We start from the raw sequence: 15,425 nt of genomic DNA on the forward strand, positions 1-15,425 counted from the left end.
CTGTTTTTGGGTCGACCCGTCGCCCCGCCGGCGGCAGGTCATGGCAAAGCAGCGTGCAGGCCGATGCTCAGAGGCTCTCGATGCACATCGCCACGCCCATGCCGCCGCCGATGCAAAGCGTGGCAAGGCCCTTCGAGGCGCCGCGGCGCTTCATCTCGAAGAGGAGCGTGTTGAGGATGCGGGCGCCGGACGCGCCGATCGGGTGACCGATGGCGATGGCGCCGCCATTGACGTTGACGATCGAGGGATCCCAGCCGAGGTCCTTGTTGACCGCGCAGGCCTGCGCGGCGAAGGCCTCGTTGGCCTCGACGAGGTCGAGGTCGCCGATCTTCCAGCCGGCGCGTTCAAGCGCCTTGCGGGACGCCGGGATCGGGCCGGTGCCCATGATCTTCGGATCGACGCCGGCCGTGGCCCAGGAAACGATGCGGGCAAGCGGCTGGATGCCGCGGCGGGAAGCTTCCGCTTCGCTCATCAGCAGCGCGGCAGCCGCGCCGTCATTGAGGCCGGAAGCGTTGGCCGCCGTCACTGTGCCTTCCTTGTCGAAGGCCGGACGGAGCTTGGCCATCGATTCGAGCGTCGCGCCATGGCGGATATATTCATCGGAATCGACGGTGACGTCACCCTTGCGGCCCTTGACGATGAAGGGGACGATCTCGTTCCTGAAGCGGCCTTCCTTCTGGGCGGCCTCGGCCTTGTTCTGCGAGGAGACGGCGAAAGCGTCCTGCTCATCGCGCGAAAGCTGCCACTGCCTGGCGACATTCTCGGCGGTGATGCCCATGTGGTAGCCGTAGAAGGCGTCGGTCAGACCATCCTTGATCATCGTGTCGATCATCTTGAAGTCGCCCATCTTCACGCCGCCGCGCAGATGCGCGCAGTGCGGCGCCATCGACATGGATTCCATGCCGCCGGCAACGATGATGCCGGCATCACCCGTTGCGATCTGCTGCATGCCGAGCGCTACGGCGCGCAGGCCCGAACCGCAGAGCTGGTTCATGCCCCAGGCCGTCGCCTCCTGCGGCAGGCCGGCCTTCATGGCGGCCTGGCGGGCCGGGTTCTGGCCCTCGCCGGCCTGCAGAACCTGGCCGAGGATCACCTCGTTCACTTCGCCCGCTTCAACGCCCGCGCGCTCCAGAACCGCCGAGATGACCGACGCGCCGAGCTCGTGGGCAGGCGTGTTGGCAAAGGCTCCGTTGAAGGATCCGACCGCGGTGCGGGCGGCGCTGGCAATGACGATGGACGGGGTGCTCATGGTGTATTTCCTCAATTCTGGCGACCTTGCGGCCGGCCCTGGAACCGGGTTCAGCACGCGAACGGCGCGAGCCCGGCGGTTCTCCCGAAATCAAAACTGGCAAAGCGGAAGGGGAGAGTCAAACGGGATATCCGATGCCGCTAAAATTTCATCGCGGAGGCGTGCAGCATGAAAATCCATGTTGCGCAGCATTCCTCGCCGCATCGCACAATTCGATTGTCAGCAGGTATCTTTTTGCGGATACTCCCCGGAACCAAAAAAGAAACAGGAACACGGGGATGAGGAGACCCTAATGGCCAAGAACGACGGGCAGATCGTCATCAAGAAATACGCCAACCGGCGGCTCTACAATACGGGCACGAGCACCTATGTGACGCTCGACGATCTCGCGGTCATGGTGAAGAAGGGCGAGGAATTCACCGTGCAGGACGCGAAATCCGGCGATGACATCACCCATTCCGTCCTGACGCAGATCATCTTCGAGCAGGAATCCAAGACCGGCAACACGCTGCTGCCGATCTCCTTTCTCCGCCAGCTGATTTCCTACTACGGCGACCAGATGCAGATGGTGGTGCCGAGCTATCTCGAGCACTCGATGCAGGCTTTCACCGACCAGCAGAGCCAGATGCGCGAGCAGATCAACAAGACCTTCGGCGACACGCCGATCGGCAAGAACCTGCAGGTGCCGATGCAGCTCGTCGAGGAGACGGTGCGGCGCAACACGGAAATGTTCCAGCAGGCGATGAAGATGTTCTCGCCCTTCGCCAATGCTGCGCCGGCGAAGGAGCCCCGCAAGGCCGAGGCGAAGGATCTCGACGAACTGAAGGAGCAGCTGCGCGCGCTCCAGACCAAGCTCGACAATTTGAGCTAGGGCGGGCTGGGCTGAAAGGCCGGCCGAACGAAAGGATGGGACGGCGCGGGGACACCCCGCGCCTTCAGAGCCCGATCGAGAGATCCCGGCTCGCCGTGCGGATAGAGACCGCAAAGCCTGCGATGACGTCGATGAACGTGATCGTCATCAGGATGAAGAAGATTTGCGTCGCCGCGCCCTGCACCAGCAGGAATTCGACGAGAAACACCACGAACAGCACCATCGACAGCATGTGATCGAGGAGCGCCCGCGAGCCCGGCCGCGTGGCCTTGAGGATTTCAACGAAGAGCAGCACGAGCGCGATCAAGATGAGCAGGTCGCCGAAGGCCATCGTCCAGGTCGTGCCGGACAGCATGTTGACCGCCATCACCTCGCTGTCGAGCACGGCAACGCCGCCGTCACCGAACAGCCCGGTCATGGCGAGGTTGTAAAGGGCGAACGGAATGATCAGCAGCGGTATGGCCAAAAGCATGGAGAACTCCCTGGGCCGCTCTCGCATGGCGGCGTTCCGGCCGTCTTAACCGAAGAATCGGCACAAGAAAATGTCGCGGATGCCGGAAGGATGCAGATAGCCTGAAAAGAAAAGGGCCGGTCAAACCGGCCCTTGATCTCAGCTGATGCCGAAAACGCAGATTATGCGCTTTCCTTCGGCGTCAGAACCTGGCGACCGCGGTACATGCCGGTCTTCAGGTCGATGTGGTGCGGACGGCGCAGTTCGCCCGAGTTCTTGTCTTCGATGTAGGTCGAACCCTTCAGAGCGTCTGCGGAACGGCGCATACCGCGCTTGGACGGGCTCGTTTTTCTTTTTGGTACAGCCATTTCACTAACTCCACTTATCGGGCGAACACATCCGAAGGCCACCGAATGGCCGACAAAGACATGTCTTTATCTCGGAAATTTGGCGGGCTTATACATGGCAAAACCCCGCTTGACCAGTCCCCGGCCTGATTTTTTCGAATCCAGGCTCAGACCTCGTCTTCCGGCACGATCCACGGTTCGGCAAGCGCGGCCGCCTGCCATTTCTGCCAGGCCGGATGCGCCTTCATGCGCGCCATGTAGGCCAATACGACCTCGTCCTGCGTCAGGCAATAGGCCTCCAGACGATTGACGACCGGTGCATACATGGCGTCGGCCGCCGAGAAGGCGCCGAACAGGAACGGCCCGCCGGAGCGCGCAAGCGCCGCCTTCCAGAGCGTTTCGATCCGCGTCACGTCGCCCCGCACGCCCTCCGGCAAATCGATCGCGCCCGGCTTGCGGCGGATGTTCATCGGGCAGGCATTGCGCAGCGCACCGAAGCCAGACAGCATCTCCATCGAGATCGCCCGCGCCTCGGCCCGCAGAGCGCGGTCCTTCGGCCAGATGCCGGCATCGGGGAAAAGGTCGGCGGCATATTCGATGATGGCGAGCGATTCCCAGACCCGCACTTCGCCATGATGCAGAACCGGCACTCGGCCCGTCGGCGAAATCTTGCGGAATTCCGGGTTGCCGGCGGCAAAATCGAAGGGGATCACCCGGTCCGTGAAGGGCACGCCCGCCGCTTCCAGCGCGATCCACGGCCGAAAGGACCAGGAGGAATAGTTCTTGTTGCCGACATAGAGGACGAGGTCCGACATTTCTTGCTCCTTGCGAGGCCTGGACCCTAAGCGTTCACCGGCGGCAACACCAATGAAAACCCATGAACTCAATCATAAAGGCACCTGATATATTCGCCCGACCGGCTCGCCCGCCGCTCGATGAGACGGGCAAGGCGCTGCAGGCCGTTCCCCGGATTTCCGGCATTCCGCTCATAGGGATTGGGCAGCGAGACGGCGAGAAGGGCGGCCTGCCGGCGCGACAGTTTTGCGGCCGGTATGTTGAAATGGTGCTGCGCGGCGGCCTCGATGCCGTAGATGCCCGGCCCCCATTCGGCGATGTTGAGGTAGATTTCCATCAGTCGCTGCTTGCTCCAGACGAAATCCGCCACCACCGCGAGCGGCATCTCCATCACCTTGCGCAGGAAGGAGCGGCCGTTCCACAGGAAGAGGTTCTTGGCCGTCTGCATCGGGATGGTGCTCGCGCCGCGCGTCTGTTCGCCGGCCAGTGCCTCGCTCACGACGGCCCGCATCTCGCCCCAGTCGACGCCCGAATGGCGACAGAACTGACCGTCCTCGGACATCATGACCGCCTGCACGAGATTGGGAGAAATCTCCTCGAACTCCACCCATTGCCTGTCGTAGCCGCGCAGGAGCACGAGGTCGCGCAGCATCAGCGTCGAAACCGGGCGGACGAACTCCACCGTATAGAGGAGGATCAGCACATAGGGCAGTGCGACGAACGCCAGGAGGGCAAGAACGATGCGTCGCCAGCTCCGGCGAAGCCGGCTCATCCCGCCGCCCCTCTCACCGGTTGCAACCTCCATGTCTGCCCGTGTTTCCGGTACGATGTCCAAGAGCCGGCGTCCGTCCTTCCGTCGTTGCGCCTTCATACCGTCCCGGCTCTTCAAAAACCAGTCTGCGGCGCGATTCTTTGAAGCAGTCCAGGCATTACCGTTGCTTCACCGGGGAGCCCATGCCAAAGAGCGGCCATGAGCGAACGTTACCAGGAATTCCAGTCCCTCCTGAGGACCAATGCCGAAGCGGTGGAGACGCTGCTCACCGACCTGCTGTCGGCGAATTTGCAGTCGGACGAGATCGCACGGCCCGAACGACTGCTCGCCGCCATGCGCCACGGCGTGCTCAACGGCGGCAAGCGGCTGCGCCCTTTCCTCGTCATCGAATCGGCAGCCATGTTCCCGGATGTGGAACGCGAGACGGCGCTGCGCATCGGCGCCGCGCTCGAATGCATCCATTGCTACTCGCTCGTCCACGACGACCTGCCGGCCATGGACGACGACGACCTTCGCCGCGGCCAGCCGACGGTGCACATCGCCTTCGACGAAGCCGCCGCAATCCTTGCCGGCGACACCCTGCTGACGCTCGCCTTCGACATTGTCGCTGCGCCCGAGACGCGTCTTCCCGACGCCACCAAGACGGCGCTGGTGCTGGCGCTTGCCCGCGCCGCCGGCATCGGCGGCATGGCGGGCGGCCAGGCGCTCGACCTCATGGCGGAAAACGCTGCGCCGGAGGAGGACGACATCGTCACGCTCCAGGCTATGAAGACGGGCGCGCTGCTGCGTTTTGCCTGCGAGGCCGGCGCGATCATCGCGGGCGCCCCGCAGGATGAGCGGCAGACGCTCCGCCGCTATGGCGAAACCGTCGGCCTCGCCTTCCAGATCGCCGACGACCTGCTCGATCTCACCGCCGATAGCGCGACCATGGGCAAGGCGACCGGCAAGGACGCCGAGCGCGGCAAGGCGACGCTCGTTTCCCGCCGCGGCCAGGCTTGGGCGGAAAACCGTCTCAAGGGACTTGTCATGGAGGCCGAGGCGCTTCTTGCGCCGTTCAGCCATCGGGCCGGTATTCTCATCGAAACCGCCCATTTCATTGCAAATCGCAGGAACTGACGCCATGAGCAAATTCTGGTCGCCGATCGTCGCCACGCTCAAGCCCTATGTCGCAGGCGAGCAGCCGCGCATTCCCAACCTCATCAAGCTGAACACCAACGAAAACCCCTACGGCCCCTCGCCGAAGGCCATCGCCGCGATGCAGGCCGCCGTCGCCGACAGCCTGAAGCTCTACCCCGACCCCAGCGCACTCGCCTTGCGCCAGTCGATCGCCCGCTTCCACGGCGTCGATGCGGATGAGGTTTTTGTCGGCAACGGTTCGGACGAGGTGCTGGCGCACGCTTTCGTCGCGCTGCTCAAGCACGACAAGCCGCTGCTCTACCCTGATATCACCTACAGCTTCTACCCGACCTATTGCCGCCTCTTCGGCATCGAGGCCGTCGAAATCCCGCTGATGGACGATTTCACCATCGCCCTTTCAGACTATGACCGCCCCGCCGGCGCGATCATCCTGCCGAATCCGAACGCCCCGACCGGTATCGGCCTGCCGCTTTCGGCAATCGAAAAACTCGTTGCCGATCATCCGGACCAGCCGGTGGTCATCGACGAGGCCTATATCGACTTCGGCGGCGAGAGCGCGATCCCGCTGACGAAGAAATACGACAACCTGCTGGTCATCCACACGCTGTCGAAATCCCGTTCGCTGGCGGGGCTGCGTGTCGGCTACGCCATCGGCCAGCGCCCGCTGATCGACGCGCTGGAACGCGTCAAGGACAGCTTCAACTCCTATCCGCTCGACCGGGTCGCCCAGGCCGGCGCGGCTGCCGCCATCGACGACCGCGCCTGGTTCGACGAAGCGCGGGGCAAGGTCATCGAAACGCGCGAACGGGTCACCGGGGCGCTGCGCCAGCGCGGCTTCGAGGTGCTGCCTTCGCAGGCGAACTTCGTCTTCGCCCGCCATCCGGCCCATAGCGGCGAGGCGCTGGCCAAGGGTCTGCGCGAGCGCGCCGTGCTGGTGCGCCACTTCGCCAAGCCCCGCATTTCCGATTTCCTGCGCATCACCATGGGCACGCCGGAGGAATGCAACCGCCTGATCGCGGCCATCGAGGATATCCTCTAGGACGAAACCTGCCGCCATCCCCTTTCCGGCCGCCCATTTCTTCGGGCGCGGGAGAGGGACATGTGGTGCAATTCCCCCGCTTGGAGCGTAAAAAGCGATGGGTTATGGTCCGCGAATATCCGCGGGTGCTCCATGACCGATCTTACGCCCTACCTGCCCCAGCTCGCCGTCGCCTGGACGGCCTACTTCATCGCCACGGCCGCGCCGGGGCCGGCGATCATCGCCATCATCGCCACCTCCATCAGCCAGGGCCGGCGCTCCGGGCTGGCGCTCGCCTCCGGCGTGCTGACGGGCTCCTATGTCTGGGCCATTCTCACGGCATCCGGCCTGTCCGCCCTCATCCGCACCTATGGCGAAGCGCTCGTCGTGCTGAAGATCGTCGGCGGCTGCTACCTCCTGTGGCTCGCCTGGAACGCCTGGCGCGCTGCGCGCAGGAGCGAGGCGGCCTACCGCGCACAGATGGCCGCCATGCCGCCGCTCTCGCTGCGACGGCAATATCTGAAGGGCCTCGGCATCCACATCACCAATCCGAAGGCGATCTTCAACTGGATCATGCTGACATCGCTCGGCATGCCGCCCGGCGCACCCGGCGGCGTCATGGCGGCCTTCATCGGCGGCTGCATGCTGATCGGGATTGCCGTCTTCCTCGGCTTCGCGCTGGTCTTCTCGCTCGGCCCCGTGCACCGGGCCTACCTGAAGGCGCGCCGCGCCATCGAGGGCATCATGGCCGCCTTCTTCGCCTTTGCCGGCTTCAAGCTGCTGACGACGCGGCTTTGAGCCGCGCCGCCCAAAAGCTTACTCGGCGGCGGCCTGATCCCGGCCGTAGCGCTTCTCGATATAGTCGTTGACCAGCGCCTCGAATTCGCCGGCGATATCGGTGCCGCGCAGCGTCATCGCCTTCTTGCCGTCGACATAGACCGGCGCGATGGGGAGTTCCCCGGTGCCCGGCAGCGAGATGCCGATATCGGCATGCTTGCTTTCGCCCGGCCCGTTGACGATACAGCCCATGACGGCGACCTTCAGACCTTCGACACCCGGATATTTCTCGCGCCAGACCGGCATGTTCTTGCGGATATCGTCCTGGATCTTCTGGGCGAGTTCCTGGAAGACGGTCGAGGTCGTGCGCCCGCAACCCGGACAAGCGGCAACCACCGGAATGAACTGGCGGAAGCCCATGACCTGCAACAGCTCCTGCGCCACCTGCACCTCGCGGGTGCGGTCGCCGCCGGGCTCCGGCGTCAGCGAGATGCGGATCGTATCGCCAATGCCCTGCTGCATGAGGATGGCGAGCGAGGCGGAGGAGGCAACGACCCCCTTCGTGCCCATGCCGGCTTCGGTCAGGCCGAGATGCAGCGCATGGTCGGAGCGCGCCGACAGCATCGCGTAGACGGCGATGAGATCCTGCACGTTGGAAACCTTGGCGGACAGGATGATGTGGTCGCGCGGCAGGCCGATCTCCTCGGCCAGTTCCGCCGACAGCAGCGCCGACTGGCAGATCGCTTCGCGCATCACCTGCTGGGCCGTCAGTGGAAAGCCCTTGTCCTGGTTCTGGTCCATCAGCCGCGTCAACAGCTCCTGGTCGAGCGAGCCCCAGTTGACGCCGATACGCACCGGCTTGTCGTGGCGGATCGCCGTCTCGACGATCGCGGCGAACTGCCGGTCCTTCTTGTCCTTGAAGCCGACATTGCCGGGATTGATGCGGTATTTCGCCAGCGCCTCGGCGCAGGCCGGATGATCGGCCAGCAGCTTGTGGCCGATATAGTGGAAGTCGCCGACCAACGGCACGTCGAGGCCGAGGCGGAGCAGGCGCTCGCGGATTTTCGGCACCGCCGCCGCGCTCTCGTCACGGTCGACCGTGATGCGGACGATCTCGGAGCCGGCGTGGTGGAGCGCGGCCACCTGGGCCACCGTCCCGTCGATATCCGCCGTATCGGTGTTCGTCATCGACTGCACGACAACCGGCGCGCCGCCGCCGACAAGCACGCCGCCGACATCGACACCGACGGACTGGCGCCGTGGTTTCGGTTCAAAGTCGAAGGAGAAGGACATTTTTGGAGCCTCTTGCTCGAAAAGCGGCCGCGCCGCTTGGGGCGCGCGGCCTTTGCCCTCAGGTGGATCAGGAAATGTGGCTTGTCAACTGCAAGCGCCGGAACGCGCGACGATTTGATCACCGCGCATGCGCAAGTGCCTCAATTCCGATCGCGTACATCCGCATGCACCGCATGGTGCGACAGCAGCAGCACGACGATGAAAAGCAGCGGCAGAAGGGCGAAGATCAGCGCGAAGCCGGTATGCTCGGCGATGAAGCCGATGACGGAGGGCGCAAAGAGCGAACCGGAATAGCCCATCACCGTCGTCACCGAGAGCGCCACGCCCTGCGCGAAGCCCGGCAGGTTGCCGGCCGCGGAGAAAGCGATCGGCACCATGTTGGAAATACCGATGCCGCAGATCGCAAAGCCCACCATCGCCACATAGGCGTTCGGCGCCGTGCCCGCGACGACCATGCCGATGATCGCCATGACCGTGCAGAAGCGCAGCGTCTTCACCGCGCCAAAACGGTCGCGCACATGATCGCCGGCAAAGCGCATGACGGCCATGGTCAGCGAGAACGCACCGAAGGCAAAGCCGGAAAGCGCCAGCGACGCACCCAGTTCGTCGCGCATGTAGAGCGCACCCCAGTCGAGGATCGCGCCTTCCGGCACCATGCAGAACAGCGCCATGATGCCGATCAGCCAGGGCAGCGGCGTCATCGGCAGGCGCACCTTCTGGCGCTCCTCGCTCGGATGCGGCGCATCGTGCAGGACGCGCGGCCAGATGAAGAGGAGCATCGCCGCTCCGGCCACGGTCAGCAGCGCGGCATGGCCCATCACGCCCAGCGTCGCCATGAGGAAGCCTCCGGTCGTCGCGCCGATGAACGCGCCGAGGCTCCAGAAGGCATGGCAGGACGACATGATCGCCCGGCGCATGGACTTCTCCACCTCGACGGCATTGCCGTTCATGGCGACGTCCATCGCGCCCATCAGGCCACCGAAGAAGAAAATGGCAATGGCGCCGAGAGGGATCGTCGGCGCAAGCGACAGAAGCAGCAGGGTCGAGAGAAAGAGGATCGTCGCCCCCTTCACCGTGCGCGTCGTCCCGTAATGGGCGATCAGGATGCCGGCGATCGGCATCAGGATGAGCGAGCCGATGCCAAAGCACATGATCATCAGGCCGAGCCCGGATTCGGTGAGCCCCAGGCGGCTCGCGAATTCCGGGATCTTCGGCGCCCAGGCGCCGGCAAACGTGCCGTTGAGCAGGAAGAGGCCGGAAACGGCAAGCCGCGTCGACGGGAAATAGGTCTTGGCAAAGGATTTGCCGGCAAGGGCGTTTTCAGGCGTCGTCATGGGATATCCGTTTCGCAGCGTCGTGTAGCCGGGGCATTCAGCCGGCGCGTAATGTTTCGATGCCGGCCGCCGTCAATGCGGCGGCCTCTGTTTCGTCCGCATCCGCCTCGATGACGGCGTGCGCAATGCGCGAGAGCGGCACGACCGAATAGGGGGCGGCGGTGGAAAGCTTGTCATTGGTGACCGCCACGAGCACTGTCCTTGCGCGCGAGGCGAGGAAGCGCTTGAACTCCGCATCCTCGAATGCATCGGCGGTCACGCCGGCCTCCGCGTCCATGGCGCAGACGCCGAGCACGAGGATATCGGGGCGGAAGGCTTCGGCGTCGCGCATCGCCTTGGCGCCGATGGCGCCGCCGACACGCGGATCGATCAGTCCGCCGAGCTGGATCGTCGCAATGTCGCGTTCGAGCAGCGCAGCGGCGATGGCCGGCGCATTGGTCGCGACGGTGAGATCGCTGCCGGCGGGTAGCGCGCGGGCGAGCGCAAGGTTCGTGCTGCCGGCATCGAGGAAAACGGTGACGCCCGCAGGAATGAGCCCTGCCGCCGTGCGCGCCAGCGCCGCCTTGCGCTCGCCGCCGGCTGCCATGCGCTCGTTCATCGTCGTGGTCGTGTGGGAAATACGCAGCGCCCCGCCATAGACGCGGCGGCACAGGCCGGACGCCGCCATCTCGCGCAGGTCCCGCCGGATCGTATCCTCCGACACGCCGAGTTCCTGCGCCAGTTCCGCCGCAATGACCCGCCCCGAAAGGTCGAGCCGCGCGCGGATGAGGTCCTGCCGTTCCCCGAGAAGTAGATCCTGTATGGACATTGATCAAACCAAATCATGCACGATTGGGCAACAATGCGCACAAGTAGGCAAAAACGTCAATGAACGAGGGTTATCACGATTGATTGCGGCAAGACATGCAAGGCGTGCCGATCAGCACTTCAGGGCGCCTTGCTCTCCTCCGGGACCTCGATCGCATGACGCATGATCAGCGGCATCTGCGAGAGCGTGAAGAGTATGGTGATGGGCATGGTGCCCCAGACCTTGAAGGCGACCCAGAAGTCCGTCGAGAAATTGCGCCAGACCACTTCGTTCATCACCGCGAGCACGATGAAGAACAGGCCCCAGCGCAGCGTCAGCTTGCGCCAGCCCTCGTCATCCAGCCGGAAGGCTGCGTGGAATACGTAACCGAGCAGGGACTTGCCGAACAGCAGGCCGCCGAGAAGGATCGCACCGAACAGTGTGTTGACGATGGTCGGCTTCATCTTGATGAAGGTATCGTTCTGCAGCCAGAGCGTCAGCGCGCCGAAGACGAAGACGACGATGCCGGAAATCAGCGGCATCATCGGCAGCGTGCGGGTGAGGATCCAGGAGACGATGAGGGCCGTGGCGGTCGCCGCCATGAAGAGGCCGGTGGCGATGAAGATCGGGCCCCCCATTTCGGCAAGAACCGGAAATTGCGAGGCCAGCCATTCGCCGCGGGAATTGGCGAAGAAGAAGACGACGAGAGGGCCAAGCTCCAGCACCATCTTGAGGAAGGGGCTGACCTTCTCCTCCGCCTTGGCCGGGGCGTCCAGCGTTGCCTTGCTCATGCCTGTACTCCTGCAATCGCTTCCGCGAAATCCTTGGCCTCGAAGGGTTCGAGATCGTCGATCCCTTCGCCGACACCGATGAAATAGACCGGCAGCTTGTGCTTGGCGGCGATGCCCACAAGGATGCCGCCGCGGGCCGTACCGTCCAATTTTGTCATGATCAGGCCCGTTACACCCGCAACGTTGCGGAAAATCTCGACCTGGTTCATCGCGTTCTGGCCGGTGGTGGCGTCGAGCGTCTGGAGAACGGTGTGCGGCGCGTCAGGATCGAGCTTGCCGAGCACGCGCACGATCTTTTCCAGTTCCGCCATCAGTTCCGTCTTGTTCTGCAGGCGACCGGCCGTATCGACGATCAGCACGTCGCTCTTCTTCAGCTTGGCCTGCTCATAGGCCTCGTAGGCAAGACCGGCCGCATCGGCGCCGAGCTTGGAGGAGACGATGTCGGAGCCGGTGCGGTCCGCCCAGATCTTCAGCTGCTCGATGGCGGCGGCGCGGAACGTGTCGCCGGCGGCGAGCATGACCTTGAGGCCCGCGCCCGAAAGCTTGGCCGCGAGCTTGCCGATCGTCGTCGTCTTGCCGGTGCCGTTGACGCCGACGACGAGGATGACATGCGGCTTATGATTGAGGTCGAGCGCCAGCGGCTTGGCGACCGGCGAGAGGACCTTGGTGATTTCGCTCGCCATGATGCGCGAGACGTCCGCGCCGGTCACGTCCTTGCCATAGCGCTCGGCAGCGAGCGTATCGGTGATGCGCAGCGCCGTTTCGACGCCGAGATCGGCCTGGATCAGGAGGTCTTCAAGATCCTGCAGCGTATCGTCGTCGAGTTTGCGCTTGGTGAAGAGGCTGGTGATCTGCCCGGTAAGCTGCGAGGAGGTGCGCGAAAGCCCGTCGCGCAGGCGCTGGAACCAGGTGCGCTTCGGCTGCGCTGCCGGGGCGGCTTCTTCCAGGGTTTCGCTTCCGGCGCTGGCAAAGCCCTTCGGCAGGACAGGCGCTTCCTCCGGCGGCTCGGCGCGGATGGCCTCGGCGAGAACGGGGTCCTCGATCCCGGCGGCGGTCTCTTCCGGCGCAGCCTCCTCGAGCGGTGCGATTTCCTCGTCCGGTTCGGCAATCTCGTCTACGACTGCGACCGTCTCTTCCTCGACGGTCTCTTCCACCGGCTCCGGCTCGGCCTCCAGTTCGGGAGCGTCTTCGTCGCCGGCCGGTCCGCCGGCGGTTTCCATTTCAACCGGCGCTACCGGATCTTTGGCGACCGGCAGGACTGGCGCGTGCGGCAGCGGATAGATCTCCGGCTCGACATCCTCGGAAATGTGGTAGTCGGCTTCCGGATTGGCGGCTTCCGCCTCGTCAAGCAGCGCGTCGCGCTCCTCGACCATGGTGGTTTGCGGGATGGCTATCGGGGCCTCGACCGCCGCCTCGTGCGCCGGCTCGCTCACCTGCGGCTCGATGGCAGGCGTCACCGCCTCCGGCTTCGGCTCGGCCGCCGGGTCTTTTCCGAATGTAAAAATCTTCTTGATGAAGCCCAGAGCCATGAAAGGTATCCGCTAGTTGCGTTGCGTGGCGGTGGCAGGAGCGATCACTGGCCGCATCGTCAGGTTCTTTCCATTGTGTCCGGTGATCGTCACCGGCACAAGGTCGCGAGGTTTCAGGCCCGTGGCGTCGACGAGCGTGAAGTTTTCCGTGTGGGCGAAGCCGTTGTTCTCCACGAGGATCATCTCCTCTCGCCCGATCATGGAAGCGAGATGGGCCTCGTGCAGTCTCTTTCCAGTCTCGCGCAGGCGGCCAGCGCGCTCCTTGACCAGGGCCCGGTCAAGCTGGGGCATGCGCGCAGCCGGCGTGCCGGGGCGCGGGCTGTAGGGAAAGACGTGCAGATGCGCGATGCCGCACTCCTGCGCATGCCGCGCGGCGTTCTCGAACATCTCTTCCGTTTCCGTCGGAAAGCCGGCGATCATGTCCGCGCCAAAGCTCGCTTCCGGCCGCAGGGCGCGCGCCCGGGCGCAGAAGGCCAGCGCCTCGCTGCTCGAATGGCGGCGCTTCATGCGCTTGAGGATCATGTCGTCGCCGTGCTGCAGCGAAAGATGCAGATGCGGCATGAAGCGCGGCTCGTCGGCAATCAGGTCCCACAGGTGCTCGTCCGCCTCGATGCTGTCGATCGAGGAGAGACGCAGGCGGCGGATTTCCGGCACCTGCTTCAGCAGCGTCCTGGCGAGCTGGCCGAGGCTCGGCGCGCCCGGCAGGTCGCCGCCATAGCTGGTCGCGTCAACCCCGGTCAGCACGATCTCCACATAGCCGCTCTCGACCAGTTTTCGCGCCTGGTCGACCACAGCACCCATCGGCACCGAGCGGGAATTGCCCCGACCGTAGGGGATGATGCAGAAGGTGCAACGGTGGTCGCAGCCGTTCTGCACCTGCACGAAGGCGCGGACATGCCCGTCGATCAGGCGCACCATCTGCGGCGCGGTTTCCCGCACGCTCATGATGTCGTTGACGCGGAGCTTCTCTTCCGCCGAGACGCCGAAATCCGGCAGCGCGCGATAGGAGGCGCTTTTCAGCTTCTCCTCGTTGCCTAGCACCGCATCCACCTCCGCCATGTCGGCAAAGGTTGCGCTTTCCGTCTGCGCGGCGCAGCCGGTGACGATGATGCGGGCATGCGGATTGTCGCGCCGCGCGCGGCGTATCGCCTGGCGGGCCTGGCGCACCGCCTCGCCCGTCACGGCGCAGGTGTTCACCAGCACGGCATTGTTGAGCCCCGCCTTCTCGGCTTCGGCGCGCATCACTTCCGATTCGTAGGTGTTGAGCCGACAGCCGAAGGTTATGACCGTGACGCCGCTCAAAGGGCGGACGCCTGGGCGTCGTCCCGGCGGAAGGCCCCGGTTGCGGGATCGAGCGTGCCGGACCATTCCCATTCGGCAGGTCCCGTCATGACGACATGGTCGTCGTCGCGCCAGTCGATCGTCAGCGTGCCGCGATTGGGGCTGCTGGCAACGGTGATGGCGACCTTGCGGCCGGTGCGCCCGGTGCGTGCGCCGCTGACGCCGGCCGCGCAGGCAGCCGAGCCGCAGGCGAGCGTCAGCCCCGCGCCGCGCTCCCAGGTCCGCGTCGTCATAGCCGTCGGCGAGGTGACGTGCGCCAGCGTGATATTGGCCTTTTCCGGGAACATCGGGTGGCTTTCGAGCAACGGGCCGAACCGGTCGAGATCGAACGTCATCGGGTCACGGTCGACCCAGAAGATGGCGTGCGGATTGCCCATCGACATGGCGGCGGGCGAATGCAGCACCGGCGCATCGATCGGCCCGATCTGCAATTCGATGCGGCTCGTGTCGAAGAACTCTTCCGCAAGCGGGATGCGGTCCCACGCGAAGACCGGCTTGCCCATGTCGACGGAGATCGTACCGTCCTCATGCTCCACGGCGTTGAGGATCCCTGCGACCGTCTGGAAGGTGAAGACCTTCCTGCCCGTTTCGGCGGCGAGCGCCTGCACGACGCAGCGCGTGCCGTTGCCGCAGGCCTGCGCCTTCGTGCCGTCGCAATTGAGAATATCGATAAAGGCGTCCGTGCCCTCGACCCTCGGGTCGTGCACGGCCATGATCTGGTCGAAACCGGTGTCGGGATCGCTGTTCAGCGCAATCGCGGCGGCCGGCGTCACGACATCGCCGCGCCCACGCATGTCCACGACCAGGATCTTGTTTCCCAGCCCGTTCATCTTCGCGAAATCGACCGTCTTCGTCATCACGTCTGCCCGATTGGGCCAGAGGGGCCCGTTGCGGCGTATATGGCGGAAAAGTCCGCGGATTTCCAGTGCCTTG

Annotated in this window: 16 protein-coding genes; 4 read left to right on the plus strand and 12 right to left on the minus strand. The window is 64.7% G+C overall.

The features are described 5' to 3' along the window. Window positions 1-67 precede the first annotated feature (67 nt). Entirely contained in the window at window positions 68-1,249 is a 1,182-nt protein-coding gene (locus WA950_RS21000) for an acetyl-CoA C-acetyltransferase (protein WP_424553685.1), read from the minus strand. A gap of 292 nt (window positions 1,250-1,541) precedes the next feature. On the opposite strand from WA950_RS21000, the gene phaR reads away from it, so the two are divergent. Beyond that, on the plus strand, window positions 1,542-2,120 hold the full coding sequence (gene phaR, locus WA950_RS21005; RefSeq protein ID WP_424553686.1) for a polyhydroxyalkanoate synthesis repressor PhaR: 579 nt from the start codon (window positions 1,542-1,544) through the stop codon (window positions 2,118-2,120). Between the two features lie 64 nt (window positions 2,121-2,184). Here phaR and WA950_RS21010 read toward each other — a convergent pair whose 3' ends face one another. The 4 genes from WA950_RS21010 to mtgA form a co-directional block, all read right to left on the minus strand. Then, a complete protein-coding gene (locus WA950_RS21010; protein WP_064331869.1) occupies window positions 2,185-2,592 on the minus strand; it encodes a hypothetical protein in 408 nt (135 codons plus the stop codon). Between the two features lie 161 nt (window positions 2,593-2,753). Then, window positions 2,754-2,939, minus strand: coding sequence for a 50S ribosomal protein L32 (rpmF, locus tag WA950_RS21015; protein ID WP_069060722.1), 186 nt, complete (start codon window positions 2,937-2,939; stop codon window positions 2,754-2,756). A 146-nt stretch (window positions 2,940-3,085) separates the two neighbouring features. Continuing rightward, window positions 3,086-3,733, minus strand: a complete 648-nt coding sequence (locus WA950_RS21020) for a glutathione S-transferase family protein (RefSeq protein WP_424553687.1) — start codon at window positions 3,731-3,733, stop codon at window positions 3,086-3,088. Between the two features lie 68 nt (window positions 3,734-3,801). Then, window positions 3,802-4,518: a monofunctional biosynthetic peptidoglycan transglycosylase gene (gene mtgA, locus WA950_RS21025; protein WP_424553688.1), complete on the minus strand. Its 717-nt coding sequence runs from the start codon at window positions 4,516-4,518 to the stop codon at window positions 3,802-3,804. A gap of 165 nt (window positions 4,519-4,683) precedes the next feature. On the opposite strand from mtgA, the gene WA950_RS21030 reads away from it, so the two are divergent. The 3 genes from WA950_RS21030 to WA950_RS21040 all read left to right on the plus strand — a co-directional run bounded on the left by WA950_RS21030 (window position 4,684) and on the right by WA950_RS21040 (window position 7,438). Further along, window positions 4,684-5,601, plus strand: a complete 918-nt coding sequence (locus tag WA950_RS21030; RefSeq protein ID WP_424553689.1) for a polyprenyl synthetase family protein — start codon at window positions 4,684-4,686, stop codon at window positions 5,599-5,601. A 4-nt stretch (window positions 5,602-5,605) separates the two neighbouring features. Further along, window positions 5,606-6,661, plus strand: coding sequence for a histidinol-phosphate transaminase (gene hisC / locus WA950_RS21035; protein ID WP_424553690.1), 1,056 nt, complete (start codon window positions 5,606-5,608; stop codon window positions 6,659-6,661). Between the two features lie 132 nt (window positions 6,662-6,793). Beyond that, a complete protein-coding gene (locus tag WA950_RS21040) occupies window positions 6,794-7,438 on the plus strand; it encodes a LysE family translocator (protein ID WP_424553691.1) in 645 nt (214 codons plus the stop codon). An 18-nt stretch (window positions 7,439-7,456) separates the two neighbouring features. Here WA950_RS21040 and ispG read toward each other — a convergent pair whose 3' ends face one another. The 7 genes from ispG to dapF all read right to left on the minus strand — a co-directional run bounded on the left by ispG (window position 7,457) and on the right by dapF (window position 15,349). Continuing rightward, complete coding sequence (gene ispG, locus WA950_RS21045) at window positions 7,457-8,710, minus strand: flavodoxin-dependent (E)-4-hydroxy-3-methylbut-2-enyl-diphosphate synthase (protein WP_424553692.1); 1,254 nt, start codon at window positions 8,708-8,710, stop codon at window positions 7,457-7,459. Between the two features lie 140 nt (window positions 8,711-8,850). After that, the gene (locus WA950_RS21050) at window positions 8,851-10,044 is read right to left on the minus strand and encodes an MFS transporter (protein ID WP_424553693.1); all 1,194 of its coding nucleotides are present in this window, start codon (window positions 10,042-10,044) and stop codon (window positions 8,851-8,853) included. A 37-nt stretch (window positions 10,045-10,081) separates the two neighbouring features. Further along, a complete protein-coding gene (locus tag WA950_RS21055; RefSeq protein WP_424553750.1) occupies window positions 10,082-10,846 on the minus strand; it encodes a DeoR/GlpR family DNA-binding transcription regulator in 765 nt (254 codons plus the stop codon). 125 nt (window positions 10,847-10,971) lie between these two features. Then, the gene (locus WA950_RS21060; RefSeq protein WP_424553694.1) at window positions 10,972-11,622 is read right to left on the minus strand and encodes a septation protein A; all 651 of its coding nucleotides are present in this window, start codon (window positions 11,620-11,622) and stop codon (window positions 10,972-10,974) included. Then, window positions 11,619-13,151, minus strand: a complete 1,533-nt coding sequence (gene ftsY / locus WA950_RS21065) for a signal recognition particle-docking protein FtsY (protein ID WP_424553695.1) — start codon at window positions 13,149-13,151, stop codon at window positions 11,619-11,621. The genes WA950_RS21060 and ftsY overlap by 4 nt, the downstream gene beginning before the upstream one ends. A 12-nt stretch (window positions 13,152-13,163) precedes the next feature. Then, entirely contained in the window at window positions 13,164-14,453 is a 1,290-nt protein-coding gene (gene mtaB / locus WA950_RS21070) for a tRNA (N(6)-L-threonylcarbamoyladenosine(37)-C(2))-methylthiotransferase MtaB (protein WP_424553696.1), read from the minus strand. Beyond that, the gene (dapF, locus tag WA950_RS21075; protein WP_424553697.1) at window positions 14,450-15,349 is read right to left on the minus strand and encodes a diaminopimelate epimerase; all 900 of its coding nucleotides are present in this window, start codon (window positions 15,347-15,349) and stop codon (window positions 14,450-14,452) included. The genes mtaB and dapF overlap by 4 nt, the downstream gene beginning before the upstream one ends. Window positions 15,350-15,425 lie beyond the last annotated feature (76 nt).

This window comes from Shinella sp., from assembly GCF_049651085.1.
Taxonomy (GTDB): domain Bacteria; phylum Pseudomonadota; class Alphaproteobacteria; order Rhizobiales; family Rhizobiaceae; genus Shinella.